The organism is Streptomyces asoensis (assembly GCF_013085465.1).
Classification (GTDB): Bacteria; Actinomycetota; Actinomycetes; order Streptomycetales; family Streptomycetaceae; genus Streptomyces; species Streptomyces cacaoi_A.
Genome location: NZ_CP049838.1, coordinates 4770490 through 4794996 on the forward strand (window position 1 = coordinate 4770490; position 24507 = coordinate 4794996).

The 24507-nt window shown below is 71.4% G+C and carries 22 protein-coding genes; 13 read left to right on the plus strand and 9 right to left on the minus strand.

From position 1 onward, the window contains the following. Nucleotides 1-16: 16 nt before the first annotated feature. Nucleotides 17-2116 carry a pectinesterase family protein gene (locus G9272_RS21295; protein ID WP_171398067.1) on the plus strand — a complete coding sequence of 700 codons (2100 nt, stop codon included), beginning with the start codon at nt 17-19 and terminating at the stop codon, nt 2114-2116. Nucleotides 2117-2163: 47 nt separating this feature from the next. Beyond that, nucleotides 2164-2952 (plus strand): response regulator transcription factor, encoded by a 789-nt coding sequence (locus tag G9272_RS21300; protein WP_253267884.1) that lies wholly within the window; start codon nt 2164-2166, stop codon nt 2950-2952. Nucleotides 2953-3016: 64 nt separating this feature from the next. Here G9272_RS21300 and G9272_RS21305 read toward each other — a convergent pair whose 3' ends face one another. The 4 genes from G9272_RS21305 to G9272_RS21310 all read right to left on the minus strand — a co-directional run bounded on the left by G9272_RS21305 (nt 3017) and on the right by G9272_RS21310 (nt 7310). Beyond that, nucleotides 3017-4810, minus strand: a complete 1794-nt coding sequence (locus tag G9272_RS21305; protein WP_171398068.1) for an ABC transporter ATP-binding protein — start codon at nt 4808-4810, stop codon at nt 3017-3019. Between the two features lie 89 nt (nt 4811-4899). Further along, nucleotides 4900-5034, minus strand: a complete 135-nt coding sequence (locus tag G9272_RS45940) for a hypothetical protein (protein WP_301272140.1) — start codon at nt 5032-5034, stop codon at nt 4900-4902. A 91-nt stretch (nt 5035-5125) separates the two neighbouring features. Continuing rightward, nucleotides 5126-5260 (minus strand): hypothetical protein, encoded by a 135-nt coding sequence (locus G9272_RS45945; protein ID WP_301272141.1) that lies wholly within the window; start codon nt 5258-5260, stop codon nt 5126-5128. A 247-nt stretch (nt 5261-5507) separates the two neighbouring features. Then, nucleotides 5508-7310, minus strand: coding sequence for a bifunctional metallophosphatase/5'-nucleotidase (locus tag G9272_RS21310; protein WP_171398069.1), 1803 nt, complete (start codon nt 7308-7310; stop codon nt 5508-5510). 249 nt (nt 7311-7559) lie between these two features. On the opposite strand from G9272_RS21310, the gene mshD reads away from it, so the two are divergent. Beyond that, nucleotides 7560-8486 (plus strand): mycothiol synthase, encoded by a 927-nt coding sequence (gene mshD / locus G9272_RS21315; RefSeq protein WP_171398070.1) that lies wholly within the window; start codon nt 7560-7562, stop codon nt 8484-8486. 21 nt (nt 8487-8507) lie between these two features. On the opposite strand, the gene G9272_RS21320 is transcribed toward mshD, so the two are convergent. The 5 genes from G9272_RS21320 to G9272_RS21340 form a co-directional block, all read right to left on the minus strand. Then, the gene (locus G9272_RS21320; protein ID WP_253267885.1) at nt 8508-9152 is read right to left on the minus strand and encodes an ABC transporter; all 645 of its coding nucleotides are present in this window, start codon (nt 9150-9152) and stop codon (nt 8508-8510) included. Between the two features lie 83 nt (nt 9153-9235). After that, complete coding sequence (locus tag G9272_RS21325; RefSeq protein WP_171398071.1) at nt 9236-10789, minus strand: ABC transporter permease; 1554 nt, start codon at nt 10787-10789, stop codon at nt 9236-9238. Continuing rightward, a complete protein-coding gene (locus G9272_RS21330; protein ID WP_171398072.1) occupies nt 10786-11664 on the minus strand; it encodes an ABC transporter ATP-binding protein in 879 nt (292 codons plus the stop codon). The genes G9272_RS21325 and G9272_RS21330 overlap by 4 nt, the downstream gene beginning before the upstream one ends. 67 nt (nt 11665-11731) lie before the next feature. Continuing rightward, on the minus strand, nt 11732-12574 hold the full coding sequence (locus tag G9272_RS21335) for a zf-HC2 domain-containing protein (RefSeq protein ID WP_171398073.1): 843 nt from the start codon (nt 12572-12574) through the stop codon (nt 11732-11734). Nucleotides 12575-12641: 67 nt separating this feature from the next. Beyond that, entirely contained in the window at nt 12642-13193 is a 552-nt protein-coding gene (locus tag G9272_RS21340) for an RNA polymerase sigma factor (protein WP_171398074.1), read from the minus strand. A 121-nt stretch (nt 13194-13314) separates the two neighbouring features. Here G9272_RS21340 and G9272_RS21345 point away from each other — a divergent pair, with 121 nt between their 5' ends. From G9272_RS21345 to pstA, 10 genes are all read left to right on the plus strand, one after another. Next, nucleotides 13315-13764: a GntR family transcriptional regulator gene (locus G9272_RS21345; protein WP_171398075.1), complete on the plus strand. Its 450-nt coding sequence runs from the start codon at nt 13315-13317 to the stop codon at nt 13762-13764. Further along, complete coding sequence (locus G9272_RS21350; protein WP_171398076.1) at nt 13761-14714, plus strand: ABC transporter ATP-binding protein; 954 nt, start codon at nt 13761-13763, stop codon at nt 14712-14714. Before G9272_RS21345 ends, G9272_RS21350 begins: the two co-directional genes overlap by 4 nt. Beyond that, on the plus strand, nt 14711-15739 hold the full coding sequence (locus G9272_RS21355; RefSeq protein WP_171398077.1) for an ABC transporter permease: 1029 nt from the start codon (nt 14711-14713) through the stop codon (nt 15737-15739). The genes G9272_RS21350 and G9272_RS21355 overlap by 4 nt, the downstream gene beginning before the upstream one ends. Next, the gene (locus tag G9272_RS21360; RefSeq protein WP_171398078.1) at nt 15736-16758 is read left to right on the plus strand and encodes a hypothetical protein; all 1023 of its coding nucleotides are present in this window, start codon (nt 15736-15738) and stop codon (nt 16756-16758) included. Before G9272_RS21355 ends, G9272_RS21360 begins: the two co-directional genes overlap by 4 nt. A gap of 178 nt (nt 16759-16936) precedes the next feature. Further along, nucleotides 16937-19294: an RNA degradosome polyphosphate kinase gene (locus tag G9272_RS21365; protein ID WP_171398079.1), complete on the plus strand. Its 2358-nt coding sequence runs from the start codon at nt 16937-16939 to the stop codon at nt 19292-19294. Then, entirely contained in the window at nt 19275-20387 is a 1113-nt protein-coding gene (locus tag G9272_RS21370) for a CHAD domain-containing protein (protein WP_171398080.1), read from the plus strand. Before G9272_RS21365 ends, G9272_RS21370 begins: the two co-directional genes overlap by 20 nt. 22 nt (nt 20388-20409) lie before the next feature. After that, nucleotides 20410-20841, plus strand: coding sequence for an NUDIX hydrolase (locus tag G9272_RS21375; RefSeq protein WP_171398081.1), 432 nt, complete (start codon nt 20410-20412; stop codon nt 20839-20841). Between the two features lie 257 nt (nt 20842-21098). Continuing rightward, nucleotides 21099-22226: a phosphate ABC transporter substrate-binding protein PstS gene (gene pstS, locus G9272_RS21380; protein WP_171398082.1), complete on the plus strand. Its 1128-nt coding sequence runs from the start codon at nt 21099-21101 to the stop codon at nt 22224-22226. A 142-nt stretch (nt 22227-22368) separates the two neighbouring features. Beyond that, on the plus strand, nt 22369-23388 hold the full coding sequence (gene pstC, locus G9272_RS21385; protein WP_171398083.1) for a phosphate ABC transporter permease subunit PstC: 1020 nt from the start codon (nt 22369-22371) through the stop codon (nt 23386-23388). Beyond that, a complete protein-coding gene (gene pstA / locus G9272_RS21390) occupies nt 23385-24449 on the plus strand; it encodes a phosphate ABC transporter permease PstA (protein WP_171398084.1) in 1065 nt (354 codons plus the stop codon). The genes pstC and pstA overlap by 4 nt, the downstream gene beginning before the upstream one ends. Nucleotides 24450-24507 lie beyond the last annotated feature (58 nt).

Consider the following 24507-nt stretch of genomic DNA (forward strand, 5'->3'; position numbering starts at 1 on the left):
CGGAACGGATTGTCGTATGAGCGCGCATCGAAGCAGAGGCACCGGCAGGCCCCGTCACCGCAGGCGCAGCACCGCGCTCGCGATCGGCGTACCCCTCGCCCTCACCGCCGCCGGCACCCTCGCCTACGGCACGGACCTCGGGCTCTTCGGCGCGGACGCGCAGACGAAGGCATCGGCCGCGACCGCGGCCACGCCCGCCTGGGCGACCGCCACCGCCGACGGCTTCGCCTCGGTCAACGCCCTGGGCCAGAACGGTACGTACGGCGGCCGGGACGGCAAGACCGTCACCGTGAAGACGCTCGCCGACCTCGAGAAGTACGCGACCGCCGCCGAGCCGTACGTCATCGTCGTGGCCGGGACGATCACGATGGACCCGATCGGGAAAGAGATCAAGGTCCAGTCGGACAAGACGATCGTGGGGTCCGGGACCGCCGGGCAGATCGTCGGCGGCGGCTTCTTCCTCGGCCAGGGCGTCCACAACGTCATCATCCGGAACCTGACGATCCGGGACGCGTACCAGGGCGTCTGGAACGACAAGGAACACGACTTCGACGCCATCCAGATGGACGGCGCCCACCACGTCTGGATCGACCACAACGATCTGCGCCACATGGCCGACGGGCTCATCGACAGCCGCAAGGACACGACCTATCTGACGGTCTCCTGGAACAAGCTGAGCCAGGAGAACAAGGCGTTCGGCATCGGCTGGACCGACAACGTCACCGCCGACATCACGATCCACCACAACTGGATCCGCGAGACCGAGCAGCGCAACCCTTCCACGGACAACGTCGCCCACGCGCACCTGTACAACAACTTCCTGGAGGACGTGGCCGGGACGGACATCAAGTCCTCGTACGGAAACTACTCGCGCGGCGGGACGAACATGGTCCTGGAGAACTCCTACTTCCAGGGGCTGACCAACCCCGTCGTCCGGGACGCCACGGCCACCCTCGTCCAGCGCGGCAACGTCTTCTCCGGCACGACAGGCAAGAACGAGAGCGGCGGCACGGGCGCGGCCTGGAACCCGAAGACGTACTACGCGTACACCCTCGACAAGGCGGCCGACGTGCCGGCGCTCCTCAAGTCGGGCGCGGGCCCGCGCAGTTCCATCGGCACCTCCGCGAGTACGACGACGGCCACCACGAATGCGGCCGCCGCCACCACGCTCACCGTCGCCAAGGACGGCAGCGGGCAGTACACGACCGTGCAGGCCGCCGTGAACGCCGTACCGGCGAACAACCCCGCGCGCGTCGTGATCGCCGTCAAGCCGGGCACGTACCGCGAGCTGGTCAAGGTCCCGTCCAACAAGCCGCACGTCACCATCCAGGGCACCGGCGGCAGCCGCAAGGACACCACGATCGTCTTCGACAACGCGTCGGGTACGCCGAAGCCCGACGGCTCCGGCACGTACGGCACCGGTGGCAGCGCGACCGTCGCCGTCGACGCGGACGACTTCCAGGCCCGTAACCTGACCATCTCCAACGACTTCGACGAGGCCGCCCACCAGGACATCGCCAACCAGGCGGTCGCCCTGCGCACCTCCGCCGACAAGGTGTTCCTCGACAGCGTCATCGTCAGCGGCGACCAGGACACCCTGCTGGTGGACACCGCGGCCAAGGACAAGCTGGGCCGCGTCTACATCACCAACTCCTACGTCATCGGCAACACCGACTTCATCTTCGGCCGGGCCACCGCGGTGATCGACAAGTCCGTCATCACCCTGAAGAAGCGCTGGAACGGCACCTCGGCCGGCTATGTCACGGCCCCCAGCACCGCCGCGGACCGCAAGGGCATCCTGATCGCCAACTCCACGGTGAACGGTGACGTGTCCGACCGGAGCTTCTTCCTCGGCCGCAACTGGCACGCGGGCGGCGACGCGACCCTCGACCCGCAGACCACCGTCCGCAACACCTCCCTCAGTGCCGCGATCAAGACCACCCCCTGGTCCGACATGGGCGGCTTCTCCTGGAAGGACGACCGGTTCGCGGAGTACAAGAACACCGGCGCGGGCTCGGGCGCAGCGAGCTCCGACCGCCCGCAGCTGACCGACGCCCAGGCCGCCGCCCAGGAGGTCGCGGACTGGCTGGGCGACTGGACCCCCACGGCCTCCTGACATCCCTCTGCCAGCTCCACCACAGCCCTTCGCCGCACCGTGAGGGAATGGTGATACGAACGGTGAAGGGGACGGCGGCGGGGGCGGCAGCGGGCGGGGGAACCGCGGGAGGAGCGGGTACGGCGGGGCGGATACTGCTGGCCGACGACGACGCGGACATCCGCGAGGGACTCGGCCGGCTGCTCCGCTTCGAGGGCTACGAGACCGTCCTCGCCGGAGACGGACGGCTCGCCCTCGACCTCGCGCTCGACCTCGTCGGAGCCCCCGGCAACGCCCCCGACCTGGTCCTGATGGACGTCACCATGCCGGGCCTGGACGGCCTGGCCGCGACCCGGCGGATCCGGGCCTCCGGCTCCACCGTCCCGATCCTGATGATCACCGGCCGGGACGCGGTGGGCGACCGGATCGTCGCCCTCGACAACGGCGCGGACGACTACCTGATGAAGCCGTTCGCCGCGGAGGAACTGCTGGCCCGGGTGCGGGCCCTGCTGCGCCGGGGGACCCGACGGACGCCCCCGCCCGCCAGGGCCGCCTCCGCCCGGCTGGCCTTCCACGACATCGCCATGGACCTGCCCTCCCGCACGGTCACCCGTGCCGCCCGCCCGCTCGACCTCACCCCCACCGAGTACTCCCTCCTGGAGTACTTCCTCCGTCATCCGACGAAGGTCCTCAGCCGTGCCCAGATCCACAAGGACGTCTGGGGCTTCGACTTCGAACCGACGTCCAACACGCTCGACGTGTACGTCATGTACCTGAGGCGCAAGCTGGAGCAGTACGGCGAACCCCGGCTGATCCAGACGGCGCGGGGGCTGGGGTACATGCTGCGGGTGGGGTGACCGACTCGGGACACGGCGAGGCGGTGCTGCCCGCGATGCGGTGATGCGGTGCCGCAGTGCCGCCTCAGAGGCGCAGCACCAGCGTGTCGTCGGTGAGCGGCTTGCGTGCCGTGGTCTTCCGGGCCGGCTCCGACCACGGTTCGACCAGCCTGGTGTAGGCCTCGCAGCGGGCCATCAGCTCGTCGTGCGTTCCCGCGTCCAGCAGCCGCCCCTCGTCCACGACCAGGATGCGGTCGGCGTCGGGGGCGAGGCTCAGATCGTGGGTGATCATGATGGTGGTGCGGCCCGACATGAGGCGGCGCAGGGGTTGGACGATCTGCCGGGCGGCCACCGAGTCGAGGCCGGCGGTGGGTTCGTCGAGGACGAGGACCGGGGCCGCGCGGAGCATCGCGCGGGCGATGGCGACACGCTGGAGCTGACCGCCGGAGAGGGCCGCGGTGCCGGGGGCGATGTGGGTGTCGTAGCCGTCGGGGAGGGCGGCGATGAACTCGTGGGCGGCGGCCGACCTGGCCGCTTGCTCGATCTCCCGGTCCGTGGCACCCGGGCGGCCGCACTCGATGTTCTCCCGGATCGTGCCGTTGAGGACGAGGGTCTGCTGGGGGAGCAGGGCCGTGTTCTCGCGGACGAACTCCAGCGGGACGTCCGTGAGCGGGACTCCGTCCAGGCAGACGACGCCCGCGTCGGGGTCGTAGAAGCGGGTGAGGAGTTTGGAGAGGGTGGACTTGCCGGCCCCGCTCGCGCCCGTGACCAGGACCAGTTCGCCGGGGCCCACGGAGAAGGTCACGTCCCGCAGTGACTCGCGGGCCGCGTCGGGGTAGCGGAACGAGACGCCGTGCAGGCTGACCCGGCCCCGGACCGGCCAGGCGGGGACGGGCACGTCCGGGTCCGTCACCGACGGCTGAGCGTCCAGGAGTTCCGCGATGCGTTCCGCGCCCGCCGTGGCCGCGGTGACCGTCAGGCCGAGTTGGCCGAGGTTGCGGACCGGTGGGTAGAGGTAGCCGATGAACGCGGCGAAGGCGAGCAGGGCGCCGAGCGTCATCCGGCCGGCCGAGATCTCCCAGACGCCCAGGCCGATCACCGACAGGACGCAGAGGGTCTCGACCACCTCGACGAACTGCTCGTACATCTCGCTCAGCCGCGCCCCGCGCACACTGGCCCGCATCCACGCGCGGGCCTCCTTGTCGAGGCGCCGCTCCTCGTCGCGGCGGCGGTTGTACGCCTGGGTCAGCACGATGTTGCCCAGCGACTCCTCCACCACCGAGGTGATCGCGCCGTCGGCGACGCGTTCGTCCTGTGAGGCCTGCTTGATCCGGCCGGAGAAGCGGCGGGCGGCGAGGAGGAAGAGCGGGGCGAGGACGAAGGTGGCGAGTGCCAGGTCCCAGCGGAGCCACAGGGCCGCCGCCGCGTAGAAGACCACCGAGAAGGCCGCGGAGATCGTGCCGACCACGCCGGACACGACCAGTTGTTCGATGGCCTCCACGTCTCCCGTCAGGCGTTCCACCAGGTCGCCGCGGCGGTGCCGCTGGAAGAAGTGGGGTGGGAGGTCCTGGACATGGCCGAAGACGTTCGCGCGCAGCCGGAGGACGAAACGTTCCGCCGTCCAGGTCGCGAGCGAGTTGCCCAGATAGCCGACGAGGGCGCCCAGTGCGGCGACACCCAGCCAGGCGCCGGCCGGACCCCAGAAGGCGGCGAGCGAGCCGGCCTCGAGGGCGTTGTCGGTGAGCTCGGCGAACAGCAGGATCGAGGCCGTCTCGGCGAGCGCGGACACCACCACGCACGCCACGATCACCAGCATCCATCTGCGGTCACCGCGGGTCAGTGGCCAGAAGCGGCGGAAGGCCTCACGGGCTTCCCTCATGTCAGCAACTCCCTCGACTACGTGTACGACAGGCACGGCCGAGGCGGGGTCACCGGCTCTCACCGGTGACCCCGCCTCGTGGCGTGCCGTCAGCCCTTGTGCGCGACCGGGCGGCGCTTCGGGGTGACCTTCTTGGCGGCCTTCTTCTTCGCCGCGGGCTTCGGGGCCGGGGCGGCGACGGTCTTGCGGGCCTTCTTGACGGGGGCGATCTTGTGGAAGCTCATGGGAAATACCTCTCCGTTTATCAGGTGCTGATTATGTTCGGTTTACGCGTGGCTTATTTGTCGCGGGTTTGCAACAGTTCCAACTGCAACCTCAGCCCTTATGGGAGACCGGGCGGCGCTTCGGGGCCACCTTCTTCGCGGCCTTCTTCTTGGCTACGGGCTTCGGGGCCGGGGCAGCAGCGGTCTTGCGGGCCTTCTTGACGGGGGCGATCTTGTGGAAGCTCATGGCGTTCTCCGTTCGCTGTGTTCACGATGTTCGCGATGTTCGCTTTCGCGTCGTTCGCTTTCGACATGGAAAACATTACGGGACGCCGGAGCCGAGAAAAGCCAATTCCGCTTAGACCTCGATGAATTGCGGCTGAGATGAGTTTTCAGACGGCAGCGGGAACCAATCGAGAACTCACACAGGTTTTAATACGAAGAGGCGGCCCCGTCGGTGACGGGGCCGCCTCTTCGCTGTCCTGCTGAAAGGGTTACTGCACGATCGCGATCCGGTTCGCCGTCGGCGGGGCGATCGGGCCCGTGGCCGAGGAGTTGGCGAGCAGGTACTGCTCCAGGGCGGTCAGGTCGTCGGCGCCGACGAGGTCGTTCGTGCCCAGGCCCAGCGTGGTGAAGCCGTCGCCGCCGCCCGCGAGGAAGCTGTTCGTGGAGACGCGGTAGGTGGCGGCCGGGTCGATCGCCGCGCCGTTCAGCTTGATGGAGTCCGTGACGACACGGTCGGCGCCGCTCTTCGTCAGGTCCAGCGTGTACGTCAGGTTGGCGGACGGCTGAAGGATCTTCGGCGCGCTCGCGTTCGTCCCGCTCACCTGCTCCTTGAGGACCTGGATCAGCTGGGCGCCGGTGAAGTCCTGGAGGTTCACGGTGTTGGAGAACGGCTGGACGGTGAAGCCCTCGGCGTAGGTCACCACGCCGTCGCCCTCACTGCCCTTGGCCGCGTAGGTGAGGCCCGCCCGGACGCCGCCCGGGTTCATCAGCGCGAGGTCCGTCTCCGGGTCGAGCTCCTTGCCGTACCAGAGCTGGGCGTCCGCGATCAGGTCGCCCATCGGGGACTCGGTGCCGGTGCTGGGCACGTCCGCGGAGATGTAGCCGATCGCCCGGTTGCCGACGGGGGCCGCCAGGGTGTTCCACTTGGTGATCAGCTCGGTCATGTCGGGCGCCTTGGCGACGGTCCGGGTGACCACGTGGTTCGCCGACTTGACCGCCGTACGCGCGATGTCACCGGTGAAGCGGTCGTACGTGAGCGTGGTGTCCGTGTACAGACGGCCGAAGGACGCGGCCGAGGTGACCGTGCGCGGCTTGCCCGACGGGTCCGGGATCGTGCACGCGTACGCGGCGTGCGTGTGACCCGTCACCAGCGCGTCCACCGACGGCGTGATGTTCTTCGCGATGTCGACGATCGGGCCGGAGATGCCGGCGCCCGCGCCCGGGGAGTCACAGTTGTAGTTGTAGGAGCCCGAGGCCGGCAGACCGCCCTCGTGGATCAGCGCCACGATCGACTTCACGCCCTGCTTCTGGAGCACCTTGGCGTACTTGTTGATCGTCTCGACCTCGTCCTTGAACTTCAGGCCCTTGACGCCCTCGGCGGACACCACACCGGGGGTGTCCTCCAGCGTCACGCCGATGAAGCCGATCTTGACGTCCTTCTTCTTCCAGACGAAGTACGGCTTGAGGATCGGCTTGCCGGTCTTCTCGGACAGGACGTTGGCCGCCAGGTACGGGAAGTCGGCCCCCTTGAACCTCTTGTCCGTGTAGCAGCCGGCCGTCGGGTGGCAGCCGCCGTTCTGGAGCCGGGCCAGTTCCTTGGCGCCCTCGTCGAACTCGTGGTTGCCGACCGACGTGACATCCAGGTCGAGCTTGTTCAGCGCCTCGATGGTGGGCTCGTCGTGGAACAGACCCGAGATCAGCGGGGAGGCGCCGACCATGTCGCCGCCGGCCGCGGTGACCGAGTAGGTGTTGCCCTTGCGGGCCTCGCGCAGGTGCGTGGCGAGGTACTCCACACCGCCCGCGTCGATCGTCTTCGTCGTGCCGTCCGCCTGGAGTTCCGTGACACGGCCGGAGGAGCCGGACGGGGGCTCGAGGTTGCCGTGCAGGTCGTTGAAGGACAGCAGCTGCACGTCCTGGTAGCGGCTCGGCAGCGGCTTGGAGTGCTTGGTGTCATGGGCGTCCGCCGGGAGCGCGGCAGCCATGGCACCTGCCGTGGCGAGACCCGCGGCGGCCGCGAGAAGACGGTACGTACGACGTCTGCCGTTCGGATGCGGCTGGGAAGTGGCTGGCATGCGCCCCCCTGAGGTGTCTGCCTGTGGTGTCTGCGTCCCCCGGGCCTGCCCGGCCCTGAGAAACGTATGAGGAAGTGGCCCCGTCCGGCGCAGCCTAGGGTCAACGCGCGTAGCGCGACAGGGGGTTCCTGGTTACATCCTGGTTTCCCTTTGTCCTCCGCTTGCCCTCTGCTTTGCCTTTGCGGACCTCATCCTTCCGCCTTTCCCCTTGCCGCCACTTTGTACGGCCCGCCCCTTACCCTCGTACGCATGACCAGCGACGACATCGCACGGATCCCCGGCTCCCGATCCATCGAGACCCACTCCGAGCTCTCCCCCGAACAGACCGAGGCCGTCCTCGAACTGCTCGCGGAGGCCGCCCGGACGGACGGCCAGCAGGCGGTGTCCGAACAGGGCCGCCTCCAGCTGCGCGGAGGCGCCCGCGAAGGCGTCTCCCACCTGGTCCTCACCCTCGGCGCCGAACTCGTCGGCTATGCCCAGCTGGAGGACACCGATCCGATCGAGGCACCCGCCGCCGAACTGGTCGTCCACCCCTCGCACCGCGGCCACGGACACGGCCGCGCGCTCGGCTCCGCCCTGCTCGCCGCCTCCGGCAAGCGGCTTCGCGTGTGGGCCCACGGCGGTCACTCCGCCGCCCGGCACCTCGCCCAGGTCCTGGGGCTCTCCCTGTTCCGCGAACTGCGCCAGATGCGGCGGTCGTTGACCGACCTCGAGCTGCCCGATCCGGTGCTGCCCGACGGCGTGACCGTTCGTGCCTTCGTCCCCGGGAAGGACGACTCCGCCTGGCTCGCCGTCAACGCCGCCTCCTTCGCCCACCATCCCGAGCAGGGCTCCCTCACCCAGCGCGACCTCGACGCCCGTAGGTCCGAGCCCTGGTTCGACCCCGCCGGCTTCTTCCTCGCCTTCCGCGGCGAGCGGCTGATCGGCTTCCACTGGACGAAGGTGCACGCCGAGGAGCAGCTCGGTGAGGTGTACGTCCTCGGGGTCGCCCCCGGCGCGCAGGGGGGTGGCCTCGGCAAGTCCCTCACCACGATCGGCCTGCGGCACCTCGCAGCGCAGGGCCTGCCCACGGCGATGCTGTACGTCGACGCCGACAACAAGGCAGCGGTGTCGGTGTACGAGAGGCTGGGGTTCATCACCCATGAGACGGACCTGATGTACCGGACGGAGACGTGAGCCGGGCAAGGAGACCGCACCTCACCCCGAGAGTCTGCCCCCGGACGGACCGAGCCGGCGTGATCCGTGTCTGCGGGGTCGTCCCCGCAGCGGCTCCGGTGTCCACAGCACGCTCAGCGTGACCGTCGCCCCCAGCGTCACCGCCCATCTCACCTGCGTCGCCGCCCAGTAGGGATCCTGCGACGTGCCCAGCAGGCCCCACCGGTTCGGGACCAGGACCGCCACCGCGGCCGCCGTCCCCAGCCAGATCGCCGCGCCCCTGCCCACTTCCGCCGTCGGTGTGAAGCGGACGGCGATCGTCGCGAGGGCGAGGGCGGCGCCGGCCATCCCCGCGGCCTCGAGCGTGGCCGGGCCGAGCGCGGGGCGGGTCGGGGCAGGGATCAGGAGCAGAACCGCCGCCCACCACAGGGCCGGCAGGGGGGCGAAGACGGCCAGCCGCAGTACCGTGCGCCGCGGGCGGCCCACCGGGGTCGTCGCCGTGGTGTTGCGGGCCGGGTCGTCCAGCAGGAACGCCAGGCCCAGTGCGCCGATGAGGGCGGTGAGGCGCAGGACCAGCCGCCCCAGTTCGGCGTCCGGAGCGTGGTCCGGCAGCCGGGTGGCGCCGGCGAGCAGCAGGCCCAGCCCGGCGGCCGTGGTCAGCTCCCGCCAGGGAAGGCCACGCCACACCGGCGGCACCAGGGCCCGGAGCAGGTCCGCCGGGAGCCCCCTCGTCTCTCTCGTCTCTCTCGTCTCTCTCGTCTCTGCTCGCGCTACTCCCCGCACTGATCCGTCTCCTTCGGAACCTCGACGCCCAGCAGTTTCGCGGCCTGGGCGGTCGTCGTCTTCGCGGACGTCAGTTCCGTCCAGTGGGCCTTGACCCGGGCCGTCATCTCGGCCCGCGGCTGGTCCAGCAGTTCCCGGATCACCGTCGTCTGCGCGGCCGACAGGCTCAGCCCGTTCGTCGGGGCCAGGACCACGCCCGAGCCGCTGGTGCTGTCGTCCAGCCGCACGTTCTGGAAGGTGGCCGTCGGGGTGGGGTCGTTGCCCAGGACCAGCCACATGATGGTCACCGCGCGGGCGTCGCACATCGGCTCGGTCGTCACGTCCTCCGAGCCCCCGACCAGGACCGAGGCGACACCGACCGCGAACTCGGGGACGCGGTTGCCGCCCCAGCGCGTGCCGACCGTCACCTCGCCGGGAGTGGTGGAGGCGTCCAGAGCGCCGTCCGTCTCCACTCCGCCGTCCGTGTAGATGCGCTGGCGGACCGTCAGGCGGGCCTCCGCCGCCGTGCCACCGGCCCCGAACCTGACGCGGTCGACGACGCCGGCCCAGTCGTCCCGCACACCGCTCCACTCGGGGAACGAGCAGTACGTCGAGCCGTCGTACGTCGAGCACGACTGGACCTTCTCGGGGGAGTCGGACGCCGTCCTGCGCGCCGCGTCCAGAGCCGCCGTGTCACCCGGGAACTGGCCGATCACACCGGCCGCGGTGGCCGCGAGGGCGAGCGCGGTCGCTGCCTTGACGACCCGGGTACGGCCACCGGCGAGCAGCAGGGCCGCGCAGGCCAGCACGGCGCACAGGCCCGTCACGTAAAGGGCGTGCCAGCCGGCCGGACGGCCCAGGAGGTCGGAGGGGACCGGGTCGCCGCCGCTGGACGAGAAGAACTGGATCGGGTCGAGCCAGCCCACCCACTCCTGGCGGACGTCGATGAGTCCGGAGACCAGGATGCCGAGCACGTACACGGCGATGACGAACAGTATGGGCACGAAGGAGGAGGGCAGCAGACGGGCCAGCAGCACGCCCGTGATGCCTGCGAGCAGGACGCTCAGGGGTCCGACGGCCAGCTCCCCGAAGGAGCCGTGGCCGATCGCGCCGGGCTTCAGCGCCTCCCGGGTGTACTCGGCCGCGACGGCGAGCGCGGTGAGCCCCGCGTAGGGGATCACGGACAGCACATGGGCGAGGGTGCGCCGCCAGGGTTCCATGGCCAGAACCCCGAACTGCTGCACCGTGCCGTGCTTGCGCGAGCGCAGCGCGGCCGCGTTGGCGCAGATGAACATGGCGAGGGCGAACAGCAGCGGCGTCGCCTGGGTGCGGCGGTCGACCGTGTTGAGGACGGGGAAGTCGTCCATGCCGTCCTTGCTGATCAGCCGTAGGACGATGAGGAGGACGTACAGGGCGAAGAAGAACAGCACGGGGATCTGATGGAGCAGCTCGCGGGCCTCGAAGCGGGCGAGGGCGAGGACGGCTCCGGTGCGGCGGCCCTCGCGCGGCGGCTCGGTGAGCGTGCGGGCGGGTTCCGTGATCGTCGGGGTCGTGGTGCTCACGCCGTCACCTCCGCGCTCTCGCCGTCGAGGGTGAGCAGGTAGCCGTCCTCCAGGGTGGGTTCGAGGAGCTCGGCGCCGGTCGGTGGATCGCCGATGTTGCGGAAGGTGCCGGTGCCGGTGCGCCAGCCCGCCAGGGCGTTCGGGTCGCGTTCCGTGCTGCTCCAGACCCGGCCGGCCGCGCGGGCGGTCAGGTCGGCCGGGGTGCCCTCGAAGCGGACGCGGCCCTCGGCCAGCACCACGACGCGGTGGCAGAGCATCGCCACGTCCTCCGTCTGGTGGGTGGACAGCAGTACCGTGCGGCCCTCGCCCGCCTGGGCGATCAACTCGCGGAAGCGCATGCGCTGTTCGGGGTCGAGGCCGACCGTCGGCTCGTCCAGCACCAGGAAGCCGGGCTCGCCGACGAGCGCGGCGGCCAGGGCGACGCGCTGCCGCATGCCACCGGACAGCCGCTTGATGCGCGTACCGCGCACCTCCGAGAGGTCTACGGCCTCCAGCACGCGCCGCACCTCGCGCAGCCGGGCGCCGCGGTCGGTCAGCTCCTTCAGGATGGCCACGTAGTCGACGAACTCGAAGGCCGTGAAATCCGGGTGGAAGCCGGGGGTCTGGGGCAGATAGCCGAGCGTGCGGCGCAGGGCGAGGCGGCCGGACGCGGTGCCGGGGTCGTGCCCGAGGGCCGTGAACGCGCCCCCGTCGGGCGGCACGGCCGTGGCCAGCACCCGCAACAGGGTGGTCTTGCCGGCGCCGTTGGGGCCGAGCAGCCCGGTGACGCCGCGAGTCAGCCGCAGCGAGACCCCGTCGAGGGCACGGGTCCCGCCGAAGCGCAGGGAGAGGTCGGTGGCCGTCAGAGTGGCGGGGCCGGTGGAAGTGGTGGTCATGTGAAGCTCCTGGAAGTCCGGTGGGCGGGCGGGGCCGGGGCGGGGGCCGTGGGGGCGGTCGGCCGCGTCACACGGTGCCGCCGTCCGGGAAGCCGCCCAGCGGGCGCGCGTCGAAGCGGTCACGGGCCTGGTAGAGCAGGAGGGCGGCGAGGGCTGCCACGGCCGCCGCGGCCGACTGGCCGGCCGTCGTGAACGGGGCGAGCGTGTCGTGGGCGTGCACCTGGCTCTTCGCCACCACCAGCAGCGTCACCCACGCGCCGCCGACCAGGGCGGGCCCGACGACCGGACCCAGCCGGGCGGTGAGCGCGAGTCCCGTCGCGGTGAGGGCGAGCGCGGGCAGCAGCCAGGCCAGGGCCAGCAGCCCGTACCCCGGCAGCGCCAGCGTCGCCAGGCCGTTGAACGCGAGGCCCGCGGTGAGCACCGCGACCGTGCGGATCATCAGCAGCCGGAAGCCGTGCAGCGGGGCGACGACGGCCATCTCGTACGTCGGGTCCAGGGACGGGCCGTACGACAGGGCGACCCCGGCGAGCGGGAGCAGCGGGGCGAGCGCGAGGAACATTGCGGGCTGGTCCGCCACCCGCACCGCCAGCACCGTCATGACCAGCAGGAACAGCACCGACAGCAGCCAGGAGCGGCGCAGTACCGGCGTCGCCGTCAGCAGCCGTGCGGTGTGGCCGGCCACACCGAGCCGCACCAGCAGCCGCTCGAGCAGGCTCTGCCGCGGCGCGTCCAGCTCGGCGTCCAGCCGCTCCCAGCCGGCGTCCAGCGCGACGGGGTCGGTGGTGTCCGCGAGCCGGGCCCGGCACGGCGCGCACCCGGTGAGGTGGGTGTCGGCGGACCACAGCAGCGGCGGCGCCAACTCGCCGTGCGCGTACGCCCGCAGGTCCTCTTCAGCCACATGCCACGTCATGCCACGACCTCCCTCGACTGTCCGTCACCCACGCGTCCGCGCAGGCCCGTTCCGCACACGTGCCGCCTCATGCCAGCGCCTCCCGCAGTTGCTTGCGGGCACGCTGGGCCCGCGTCTTGACGGTGCCGGGCGGGATACCGAGCAGCACGGCCGCCTCCCGGGTGGTGAGCCCGTCGATGACGGTCGCCTGGAGGACGGCCCGCAGCTCCGGTGAGAGGCGGGTGAGGGCCCCGGCGAGGTCCCCGTGCTCCACCCCCGCGAGCACGCGTTCCTCCGCCGAGGCCTCGTCTCGGTGGCGCAGCCGGTACAGCGCCTGGCGCAGCCGGCCGCGCGCCCCGTCCCCGCGTACGGCGTCGACGAGCCGCCGCGAGCCGATGCGCCACAGCCAGCCGGCGGCGTCGTCGGAGTAGCCCTCCTGGCGGTGGCGGGCGGTGCCGCGCCACACCGCGAGGAAGGTCTCCTGCACGACGTCGTCGACTATCCCGGCGTCCGCGCAGCGGCCGCGCAGGCGCGCGGCCAGCCAGGGTGCGTACCGCCGGTACAGCTCCTCGAAGGCGTGACGGTCCCGGTCTGCCGCGATGGCCCGCAGCAGCTCCCCGTCGCTTCTCGTTTCGCTCACATCCCCTCATCGGACGGGCCCCGCCGATCGGTTCACGGTCCGCCGCACGATTTTTTCTTGACTTCGCGCACCCTCTTCCACCACCCTTTCACTACTCAATTAGTGAAAGGGTGGTTGTCCAGTGGTCGAATACCGCATCGACCGGCACAGCGGCGTGGCCACCTACGTCCAGATCGTCCAGCAGACGAAGCAGGCTCTGCGCCTGGGCGTGCTTCAGCCCGGCGACAAGCTGCCCACCGCCCGCGAGGTCGTCGAGGCGACCGCGATCAACCCGAACACCGTGCTGAAGGCGTACCGCGAGCTGGAGCGCGACGGGCTGGTGGAGGCCCGGCGCGGCCTCGGCACCTTCGTGCGGCGCGGACTGAACACCACCCCGGCCGACTCGCCCCTGCGCACGGAACTGGACGCCTGGGCGGCCCGGGCCCGGGAGGCCGCACTGGACCGCGACGACGTGGCCGCGCTCTTCACCGCCGTACTCGACGAGCACTTCGCCGTACCGGACCCGAACGGCCGAACCGACGTGCACGACCGGCACGACCGGCACGACATGAATTCTGGAGACCCCTCATGACCGACACCGCCATGGCGGCAACCGCGCTCGGCAAGCGCTTCGGCCGGCGCGGGGGCTGGGCGCTGCGCGACTGCACGTTCCGCCTCCCCGCCGGGCGCGTCTGTGCCGTCGTCGGCCCCAACGGCGCGGGCAAGTCCACGCTCCTCGCCCTCGCCGCGGGCCTGCTGGCCCCCACCGAGGGCAGGATCACCGTCCTCGGCACGGATCCGGCGTCCGCACGCGCGCGTGTCGGTTACGTCGCCCAGGACAAGCCGCTGTACCCCCAGCTCACCGTCGCCGAGACACTGCGCGTGGGCGCCGATCTCAACCCTGGGCGCTGGGACGCCGAGACGGCCGAGCGGATCGTCTCCGCGGGCGATCTCGACCCCAGGAAGAAGATCCGTTCCCTCTCCGGCGGCCAGCGCACCCGGGTCGCGCTCGCCCTGGCCTTCGGCAAGCGGCCCGAGCTGCTCCTCCTCGACGAGCCGATGGCCGACCTCGACCCGCTGGCCCGGCACGAGCTGATGGGCACCCTGATGGCGCGGGCGGCGCAGCACGGCACGACGATCGTGATGTCGTCGCACGTGGTCGCCGAGCTGGAGGACTCCTGCGACTACCTGCTCCTGGTCGGCGGCGGCCGGGTGCGCCTCGCGGGTGAGATCGACGACCTGCTCGCCGCCCACACGCGCGTGAGCACCACCACGGGCTCCACCGGGCCCACCCCCGCGGACGGCTCCGCGGACAGCGCTCCGGACAACACCCCGGACGGCCTGCCGGAACTGGCCCCACACACGGTCGTCGAGTCCCGGGTCACCGGCCGCCAGCTCACCGCCCTGGTGCGCCCCGCGGGCCCGCTCGCCGACGACTGGCGCACCTCGGCGCCCTCCCTGGAGGAACTCGTCCTCGCCTATCTGCGCAACCCGCAGGCCGCCCCGCTCACCCCGGCCGAGCCCGAGGAGGCCGCCGTATGACCGCACTCGCCCCGTCGCCGGCCGCCTCGGAGACCAGGACCGCCCCCGGAGCCGGCTGGCTGCTCCGCCTGCACCGGCCCGCCCTGTACATCTGGATCGGCGTCGTCGCCGTCCTCGCCCTCGGCCTGGTGTGGCTGTGGGGTCCGCTGACCGACTCGTCGGTCGCAGCCTGGCGGCAGTACCGGGAGGCCTGCGACGACTTCCGCTCCACGTGCCACTACGACCAGGACTCGATCGTCCGCTACAAGAGCGTGTACATGTACACGACCGGCGCGCTGACCGCGCTCCCCTTCGTCGTCGCCGCCTGGGCGGGCGCCGCCCTGTTCGGCCGCGAGCTGGAGCACGGCACCGCGCAGCTCGCCTGGACGCAGGGCCTGTCCCCGGTCCGCTGGCTGGCCACCAAGCTGATCGTGCCCACGGTCCTGGTCACCGCGGGCACCGGCCTGCTGGTCGCGCTGCACCGCCTGATGTGGTCGGCGGGCGACGGCCGTATCGACACCGCGAAGACCTGGTACGACAACCTCACCCTGCACACCAACGGCCCCACCACCGTCGCCTTCGCCCTGACCGGCCTGGCCGGCGGCGCCCTCGGAGGCGTGCTGCTGCGCCGTACGCTGCCCGCGCTGACGTTCGCCCTCACCGGCGTCGCCGCCACACGGTTCCTCGCCGACCAGCTCATGCCGCACCTGTGGCCGGGCGTCACCCGCGTCACCAGCCTCGCCGACGGCTACCGGGGCTCGGGCCTCGGCGTCGACTCGGGCCTGGTCACCGCCACCGGCGCGCACATCGCCGACCCCGGCTGCGGGCCGACCTCCGCCTCCCCCGGCTGCGCGACGGTGTACGCCGATCTCGACGCCACCGGCTTCTACACGACCTACCACCCCGAGTCCCACTACTGGCCGCTCCAGCTGACCACGACCACCCTCGTGCTGGCCGTGGCCGCCGCCCTCGCCGTCGCCGCGTTCGTCCTGCTCAGGCGCTCGACCGCCACTCCGACGCGGGTCGGCGCGGAGGCCGCCGTATGACAGCCGTCGCCCCCGAGGACGCGCCGCCCGGGCCGGCCCGCCTCAGCACGGTGGACGGCCGTACCGCCTGGGGCACCGTCCGCACCGTGCTGCGCCTGCACCGCACCGCCCTCCTCGTCTGGGCGGCTGTCGTACTGGCCCTGAGCGGCTGGCTGGTGTGGCTCACCGAGGTCGCCGTCGAGGAGGAGCTCGCGGCCTGGGAGGCCTGTGAACGTGCGGGCCAGGACCTGTGCGACATGACGGTCGGCTGGGTCGGCTACAGCGAGTCGCTCGGCTGGGCAGGCCTGATGATCTCCTACTGCTTCCTGGCCGTGGCCGCCTTCGCGGGCGGCGCGCTGATCGGCCGCGAGCTGGAGAACGGCACCGCGCGCCTCGCCTGGGCCCAGGGCATCACCCCCGCCCGCTGGCTCACCGCCAAGCTCGCCGTCCCCGCGTTCGCCCTGACCGCCGGCGCCACCGTGCTGATCCTGGTGTACCGCTGGGCCTGGGGCGCCCACCGGAACCTGACGTACAACGGGTGGACGGGCGACGACGCGTACCTCTCACGCGGCCCGGCCGGCCTCGCGTACGCCCTCTGCGCGCTCGCCGTCGGCGTGCTCACCGCGCTCCTGCTGCGCCGCGCGCTGCCCGCACTGGCCGTCTCCGTCGCCGCGAGCGGGCTGCTCGCCTTCGTCGTGGCGCAGTACCGCGGCTCCTTCTGGCCCGCCGTCACCCGCACCTCCGCGGCGGACGGGGTCGACCTCCCGGACAACGTCTGGGAGCTGGAGAGCGGTGTGCTGATCCACGGACGGCGCACCCCGGACGTCGACTACTGGGCCTGCGACGGCACGGCCGCCGAAGCGCGGCGCTGCCTCGACGACCTGGGCGTCACCGGCTACTACACGACCTACCACCCCGAGTCGCACTACTGGCCGCTCCAGCTCGTGGAGACCGGCGTCGTCCTGGCCGTCGCCGCCCTCGCCACCGCCGCCGCGTTCCTCCTCCTGCGCCGCCGCACGGCCACGGCCTCCACGGCCTGATCCCGGCGTGTGTGGGTCCCTCCACGGGGGGAGGGGCCCACACACCCCGCGGCACACCCCGCAGCACGCGCCCGCACACCGCCGCTCCACGACATCGACCCCCGCGAGCCGCCCCCCGATATCCCGCACGCCATGTCGCCGTAACCATCGGTTCAGACGACCTTGCGACGCTCGGCGAATGAAGCCCGCCGTGCCCGAGCCTTCGCCGCCTCCCGAGGGAAATCAGCCCCACGGAGGTTCCCCCGCGATCCCGCCCGCACGTTCCGACGCGCCTGTCACGCTCCTGGCGCGGAAGAATGGGTCCATGAGCCAGTCAGACGCCCAGGCCGAGGTCCAGCACGCGCAGCCCTCCGTGGGCTCCATAGCCGCGCACCGCCCGCACACCGTCTCCGCCGTGGTCTCCGATCTGGAGCCCGACATCGACGCCGACCTCGACACGTACGAGGAGGCGCCGTACGACGGCCCGCAGCTGCCGCAGGGCCGCTTCCTCGACCGGGAGCGCAGCTGGCTCGCGTTCAACGAGCGCGTCCTGGAACTCGCCGAGGATCCGAACACGCCGCTCCTCGAGCGGGCCAACTTCCTCGCCATCTTCGCCAGCAACCTGGACGAGTTCTTCATGGTCCGGGTGGCCGGTCTGAAGCGCCGGATCGCCACCGGGGTCGCCACCCGTTCGGCCTCCGGTCTCCAGCCGCGCGAGGTGCTGGAGATGATCTGGGCCCGCTCCCGCGAGCTCATGGCCCGGCACGCCGCGACCTATCACGAGGACATCGCCCCCACCCTCGCGGAGGAGGGCATCCACCTGGTCCGCTGGGGCGAGCTGACGGAGAAGGAACAGGCACGCCTGTTCACGCTCTTCCGGCACCAGATCTTCCCGGTGCTGACCCCGCTCGCCGTCGACCCCGCGCACCCCTTCCCGTACATCTCGGGTCTCTCGCTCAACCTCGCGGTCGTCGTGCGCAACCCGGTCAGCGGCCACAAGCACTTCGCGCGCGTCAAGGTGCCGCCGCTGCTGTCCCGCTTCCTGGAGAGCTCCCCCGGCCGGTACGTCCCCATCGAGGACGTCATCGGCGCCCACCTGGAGGAGCTCTTCCCGGGCATGGAGGTGCTGGAGCACCACGCCTTCCGGCTCACCCGCAACGAGGACCTCGAGGTCGAGGAGGACGACGCCGAGAACCTCCTCCAGGCCCTGGAGAAGGAGCTCATGCGGCGCCGCTTCGGGCCGCCGGTGCGCCTGGAGGTCGAGGAGTCCATCGACCGTGAGGTGCTCGACCTGCTGGTGCGCGAGCTGAAGATCAGCGAGGCCGAGGTCTACCCGCTGCCGGGCCCGCTGGACCTCACCGGTCTCTTCCGCATCTCCGGCCTCGACCGGCCGGAGCTGAAGTACAAGAAGTTCATCGCCGGCACCCACCGCGACCTCGCCGAGGTCGAGTCGGCGTCCCCGCCGGACATCTTCGCGGCCCTGCGCAGCCGGGACGTCCTGCTGCACCACCCGTACGACTCCTTCTCGACGTCCGTGCAGGCCTTCCTGGAGCAGGCGGCGCTGGACCCGGACGTCCTCGCCATCAAGCAGACCCTGTACCGGACCTCGGGCGACTCCCCGATAGTCGACGCGCTCATCGAGGCCGCCGAGTCCGGCAAGCAGGTCCTCGTCCTGGTCGAGATCAAGGCCCGCTTCGACGAGCACGCCAACATCAAGTGGGCGCGCAAGCTGGAGGAGGCCGGCTGCCACGTCGTCTACGGCCTCGTCGGCCTGAAGACGCACTGCAAGCTGTCGCTGGTGGTCCGTCAGGAAGGCGACACGCTACGGCGCTACTGCCACGTCGGCACCGGCAACTACCACCCGAAGACGGCCCGGCTCTACGAGGACCTCGGCCTGCTCACCGCCGACCCGCAGGTCGGCGCGGACCTCTCCGACCTCTTCAACCGGCTCTCCGGCTACTCCCGCCGCGAGACCTACCGCCGTCTCCTCGTCGCCCCCAAGTCCCTGCGGGACGGTCTGATCGCCCGCATCGACAAGGAGATCCAGCACCACCGCGCAGGACGGCCCGCGCACGTCCGCATCAAGGTCAACTCGATCGTCGACGAGGCCCTCATCGACTCGCTCTACCGCGCGTCCCAGGCGGGCGTGCCGGTCGACGTGTGGGTGCGCGGCATCTGCGCGGTGCGCCCGGGCGTGCCGGGCCTGTCGGACAACATCCGGGTCCGCTCGATCCTCGGCCGTTTCCTGGAGCACTCCCGGGTCTTCGGGTTCGGCAACGGCGGGGAGCCCGAGGTGTGGATCGGCAGCGCCGACATGATGCACCGCAACCTCGACCGCCGTATCGAGGCGCTGGTCAGGGTGACCGACCCGGCCCACCGGGCGTCCCTGAACCGGTTCCTGGAAACGGGCATGTCCGACTCCACCGCCTCCTGGCACCTCGGCCCCGACGGCGAGTGGATCCGGCACTCGCACGACGCGGACGGCGCGCCCCTGCGCAACGTCCAGGAGATGCTCATAGACGCCCGGAGGCGCCGGCGTGGCACAGCGACACCATGACCTGACGGACCCCACGGCCGGGCCCGTGTCCACCGGGGACGCCCTCGCGGGCTATCTCCGGGGCCAGGCCACGGAGTTCCTCCGCGCACTGCGCCAGCACCGGGAGACGGGCGGCGCGGTGTCGAACGGCTCGTCGGGCGCCTCGGCGGGCGGTCCGGCGAGCGCGGAGGTGCGCGTCGACGCGGTACGCGCCCTACGCCGCTCGGCCCGTCGGATCAGCGGCAGCCTGCACACCTTCCGTCCGCTCCTCGAGCCCGAGTGGTCGGAGGGGATCCGCCCCGAACTGGCGTGGCTGTCCGGCACGCTGGCCCTGGAGCACGCGTACGGGGCCCGTCTGGAGCGGCTGCTGCTGGCGCTGAACCGGCTGTCGGGCGCGGCGCCGGTACCCGGCCAACCGGCCGGCCCGGTCGGCTCGGCGGGCCCGCACGCGGACGACCGGACCGCCGCCCACCCGGCGACCCCGGACCGCGGCAACCTCACCGTGGGCGCGGCGAAGGCGGGCGCCCTCCTGGACCGCCAGCTCACCCTCGCCCGCACCCGGGCCCACTCCACCGCCCTCCAGGCCCTCGGCTCCTCCCGCTTCCACGCCGTCGCGGACAAGGTCGCCGTCCTCGCCAGCGAGGTCCCGCTCACCCCCACCGCCCCCGTCACCGAGCTGCGCCCCCTGGCCAAGGCGGCCGAGGAACGCCTCGCCGACGCGGTCACCGTGCTGCCGCTCGTCACCGCGGGCAGCCCGTACAACGCGGAGGCCCTGATCCACGGCCTCTCCCCGGACCCGGCCCCGCACCCGCAGGACGCGCCCTGGCACCAGGTCCGTCTGCTGCTGCGGCTGCACCGCTACGCCTGCGAGGTCGTGCACGGCCGGAGCACCCCGCTGGACGTCCGCCTGCTCGCGGCGGGCGAGGCGCTCGACCGGCACCGCGACGCCTCGGAGGCGTCCTCCGCCGCGGCCCAGGCGGCCCGCACCCCCCGTATCGCGCCGGCGACGGCGTACGCGCTCGGCGTGCTGCACGCGGACCAGCGGCATGAGGTGGAGGCCGCGCGGTACGCGTTCCAGCGGTCGTGGCAGAAGCAGACCATCGGCGCACCCTGACCGGACAGGTGGTGAGGACCAGGTGAGCACTGCGGACAACCCCGACGACATCCCCGTCCAGGCGGCGGGCTGTGTGCTGTGGCGCCGCTCCCCGGCGGACGGCGGGCTGGAGCTCTGTCTCGTCCACCGCCCCAAGTACGACGACTGGTCGCACCCCAAGGGCAAGCTGAAACGTGACGAGGACCCGCTCGCGGCGGCCCTGCGGGAGGTCCATGAGGAGACGGGCTACCGGGCGACGCCCGGTACCCGGCTGCCGACCGTGGACTACGAGGCGAACGGCCGCCCCAAGCAGGTCCGCTACTGGGCGGCCGAGGCCGTGTCGGGCGCGTTCGCCCCGAACGACGAGGTGGACCGCCTCCTCTGGCTCCCTCCGCCGGCCGCCCGCGACCGGCTCACCCAGCCGAGGGACCGCACCCTCGTGGACGCCCTGCTGCACGTCCTGCACCTGGCATAACGGGTGAGCGGAACCGGTCGGCCGCCGGAATCGCCTCGTGTCCTCGACGTAAGCGTTCCGTGACCTAACCGCACCGCCTCCAGGGGTTCACCCTCCGTTCACTCGCGCCCGTAGGCGCCTTCACCTGATCTGCCTAATTTCGGCCTTACGCGGTGCGGCGCGCGACCCGGGTGGTCGTGTCCGTACCGAACAGACTTCGGCACACTCCGCACGCCGCCGGAATTCAGGACGGCGGCTCCTGGAAGGATCTTCCCCAAGTGAAGCTTCAGCGCATGAACCGGCGGGCTCTCTCCCTCGGTGCTCTCGCCGTCTCCGGCGCCCTGGCCCTCACGGCGTGCGGCTCCGACGACACCGGCTCCAGCAGCGGCAGCAGCTCCTCCGCCACCGCGGCCGCCGGATCCATCAAGTGTGACGACGCCAAGGGCCAGCTCCTCGCCGACGGCTCCTCCGCGCAGAAGAACGCGATCGACGCGTGGGTCAAGAACTTCACGCAGGCCTGCTCGGGCGTCCAGGTGAACTACAAGGGCTCCGGCTCCGGCGCCGGTGTCACCGCGTTCACGCAGGGCCAGGTCGCCTTCGCCGGCTCGGACTCCGCGCTCAAGCCCGAGGACGTCACCGCGTCCAAGGCGGTCTGCTCCGGCGGCCAGGGCATCGACCTGCCGATGGTGGCCGGCCCGATCGCCGTCGCCTTCAACGTCTCGGGCGTGGACAACCTGACGCTGGACGCCGCGACGATCGCCAAGATCTTCGACGGCAAGATCACCAACTGGAACGACAAGGCCATCGCGGCGCTCAACCCCGACGCGACGCTGCCCGACCTGAAGATCCAGCCGTACCACCGCTCGGACGAGTCCGGCACCACGGACAACTTCACCAAGTACCTGATCGCCGCCACCCCGGACAACTGGAAGTACGAGGGCGGCAAGGCCTGGCAGGCCAAGGGCGGTCAGGCCGCGGCCGGCTCCTCCGGTGTCGCCCAGGGCGTCAAGCAGACCAACGGCGCCATCGGTTACATGGAGCTCTCGTACGCCAAGGACGGTCTGGGCACCGTCGCCGTCGACACGGGCGCCTCGGCCCCGGTCAAGGCCTCCTCCGACGGCGCCACCAAGGCCGTCGCCGCCGCGCAGGTCGTCGGCACCGGCAGCGACCTGTCGCTGAAGCTGGACTACAACACCAAGGCCGAGGGCGCCTACCCGCTCACCCTGGTCACGTACGAGATCGCCTGCGACAAGGGCAACAAGGCCGCCACCCTGCCGGCCACCAAGGCGTTCCTGCGCTACATCGCCAGCGAGGACGGCCAGGGCATCCTCTCGGGCATCGACTACGCGCCGATCCCCGACGCCATCATCTCCAAGGTCCGCACCACCATCGAGGGCCTGAGCTGATCCCAGTGGTGCGGTCCGGCGCCGGGGGAAACCCGGTCCGGACCGCACCCGTCCGGTGCACCGCCGCCAGGGGCCGCCCGTAACCCGGCCCCACCCGAGCCGCCCCCACAACCGCAGGCGGCTCCGCAGACCGGAGACCTCCATGGACATATCGACACACAACACAGACACGGACGACACCCCTCCGCCCACCGCCCCGCCGGCCGTGACCGCCGAGCAGAAGCGCGCGGCGCGCGGTGCCACCCGACCCGGTGACCGGATCTTCCTCGCCCTCTCCCGCGGTTCGGGCATCTTCCTGTTGGTGATCATGGCCGCGATCGCGGTCTTCCTCACCTACCGGGCCTACCTCGCCATCAGCAAGGACGACGCCAACTTCCTGACCACCTTCGAGTGGAACACCGGCCTCGTCCCGCCGAAGTTCGGCATCGCGGTCCTGGCCTTCGGCACGGTGGTCTCGTCGATCATCGCGATGGTGATCGCGGTCCCGATCGCCGTCGCGATCGCCCTCTTCATCACCCACTACGCTCCGCGCCGCATGAGCGGTCCCGTCTCGTACGTGATCGACCTGCTCGCCGCCGTCCCGTCCATCGTGTACGGCCTCTGGGGCGCCCTGGTCCTCGTGCCGCACATGGACGGCCTGTTCGGCTGGCTGAACGACTACCTGGGCTGGACCGGCGTCTTCTCCTGGGACGACGGCGCCCCGCGCTCGATGCTCACGGTGGGCATCCTGCTGGCCGTGATGATCCTTCCGGTCATCACCAACGTCAGCCGCGAGGTCTTCCGCCAGGTCCCGCAGATGCACGAGGAGGCGGCCCTGGCGCTGGGCGCCACCCGCTGGGAGGTCATCCGCATGTCGGTGATCCCCTTCGGCCGCTCCGGAGTCATCTCGGCCTCGATGCTCGGCCTCGGCCGCGCGCTCGGCGAGACGATGGCGGTGGCCACCGTCCTCTCCCCCGACTTCGACATCCACGCCAGCCTCCTCAACCCCGGTGGCGGCACCTTCGCCCAGAACATCGCCAGCAAGTTCAACGAGGCGACGGAGTTCGGCCGTGACGCGCTCATCGCCTCCGGTCTGGTCCTGTTCGTCATCACCCTGCTGGTCAACGGCGCGGCACGCATGATCATCGCCCGCCGCAGTGAGTACTCGGGGGCCAACGCATGAGCCACGCAGCAGCAGTAGCCGACAAGTCCCCGAGCACGCTCCAGGGCGCCAGCCTCCCGCGGTGGTCCCCCTGGGCCATCGCCGCCGGTTCGCTCGTCCTCGCGATCGTCATCGGCCTCGCCGGCGGCCTGGACAGCAAGATCCAGTGGGGCCTGATCGCCGGTCTCCTCTTCGTCTTCGGCACCTTCGGCATCACCGCGAAGGTGGAAGGCCGCCGCCAGGCGAAGGACCGGGTGGCGACGAACCTGGTCTGGGTGGCGTTCATCCTGGCCGTGGTCCCGCTGGTCTCCCTCCTCTGGACGACGATCCAGCGCGGCGTGAAGGTCCTGGACGTCTTCTTCCTCACCCACTCCATGGGCGTGGTGGCGGACAGCGAGCCGGGCGGCGGTATCTACCACGCGATCCTCGGCAGCCTGGAGCAGGTGGGCCTGGCGACCGCGATCGGCGCCCCGATCGGCATCCTGACGGCGATCTACCTGGTGGAGTACGGCCGGGGCGCCCTGGCGAAGTCGGTCACGTTCTTCGTGGACGTCATGACGGGCATCCCGTCGATCGTCGCCGGCCTGTTCATCCTCAGCCTGATGCTGATGTTCGACATGCAGCCCTTCGGCTTCGCGGGCTCCCTCGCCCTGGCGATCCTGATGATGCCGGTCGTCGTACGCTCTACAGAGGAAATGCTGAAGCTGGTCCCGAACGAGCTGCGCGAGGCGTCCCTCGCCCTGGGCGTCCCGAAGTGGCGCACGATCCTGAAGGTGGTAGTCCCGACCTCGATCGGCGGCATCATCACGGGCGTGATGCTGGCGATCGCCCGTATCGCGGGCGAAACGGCGCCGGTGCTCCTCCTCGTCTTCGGAAACCCGTTCATCAACGCGAACCCCTTCGAGGGTGCGCAGGCGTCGCTGCCTCTGTACATCTACCAGCAGTACTCACAGAGCGCGGGTTCGACAGCGGCCTACGACCGCGCCTGGGCGGCGTCCCTCACACTGATCGCCTTCGTGATGATCCTGAACCTCGTGGCCCGCGGCATCGCCCGCTGGAAGGCCCCGAAGACCGGTCGCTGAAGCAGCGATCCGCGGCTGCACCCTGCCGCACGGGACCCCCTCAGCGACTGACTGGAAG

What these genes read in the sequence shown, in the direction of transcription:
- G9272_RS21295 (WP_171398067.1), top strand. Translation starts at nt 17, where the DNA reads ATGAGCGCGCATCGAAGCAGAGGCACCGGCAGGCCCCGTCACCGCAGG.
- G9272_RS21300 (WP_253267884.1), top strand. Translation starts at nt 2,164, where the DNA reads ATGGTGATACGAACGGTGAAGGGGACGGCGGCGGGGGCGGCAGCGGGC.
- G9272_RS21305 (WP_171398068.1), bottom strand. Translation starts at nt 4,810, where the DNA reads ATGAGGGAAGCCCGTGAGGCCTTCCGCCGCTTCTGGCCACTGACCCGC.
- G9272_RS45940 (WP_301272140.1), bottom strand. Translation starts at nt 5,034, where the DNA reads ATGAGCTTCCACAAGATCGCCCCCGTCAAGAAGGCCCGCAAGACCGTC.
- G9272_RS45945 (WP_301272141.1), bottom strand. Translation starts at nt 5,260, where the DNA reads ATGAGCTTCCACAAGATCGCCCCCGTCAAGAAGGCCCGCAAGACCGCT.
- G9272_RS21310 (WP_171398069.1), bottom strand. Translation starts at nt 7,310, where the DNA reads ATGCCAGCCACTTCCCAGCCGCATCCGAACGGCAGACGTCGTACGTAC.
- mshD (WP_171398070.1), top strand. Translation starts at nt 7,560, where the DNA reads ATGACCAGCGACGACATCGCACGGATCCCCGGCTCCCGATCCATCGAG.
- G9272_RS21330 (WP_171398072.1), bottom strand. Translation starts at nt 11,664, where the DNA reads ATGACCACCACTTCCACCGGCCCCGCCACTCTGACGGCCACCGACCTC.
- G9272_RS21335 (WP_171398073.1), bottom strand. Translation starts at nt 12,574, where the DNA reads ATGACGTGGCATGTGGCTGAAGAGGACCTGCGGGCGTACGCGCACGGC.
- G9272_RS21350 (WP_171398076.1), top strand. Translation starts at nt 13,761, where the DNA reads ATGACCGACACCGCCATGGCGGCAACCGCGCTCGGCAAGCGCTTCGGC.
- G9272_RS21355 (WP_171398077.1), top strand. Translation starts at nt 14,711, where the DNA reads ATGACCGCACTCGCCCCGTCGCCGGCCGCCTCGGAGACCAGGACCGCC.
- G9272_RS21360 (WP_171398078.1), top strand. Translation starts at nt 15,736, where the DNA reads ATGACAGCCGTCGCCCCCGAGGACGCGCCGCCCGGGCCGGCCCGCCTC.
- G9272_RS21365 (WP_171398079.1), top strand. Translation starts at nt 16,937, where the DNA reads ATGAAGCCCGCCGTGCCCGAGCCTTCGCCGCCTCCCGAGGGAAATCAG.
- pstC (WP_171398083.1), top strand. Translation starts at nt 22,369, where the DNA reads ATGGACATATCGACACACAACACAGACACGGACGACACCCCTCCGCCC.
- pstA (WP_171398084.1), top strand. Translation starts at nt 23,385, where the DNA reads ATGAGCCACGCAGCAGCAGTAGCCGACAAGTCCCCGAGCACGCTCCAG.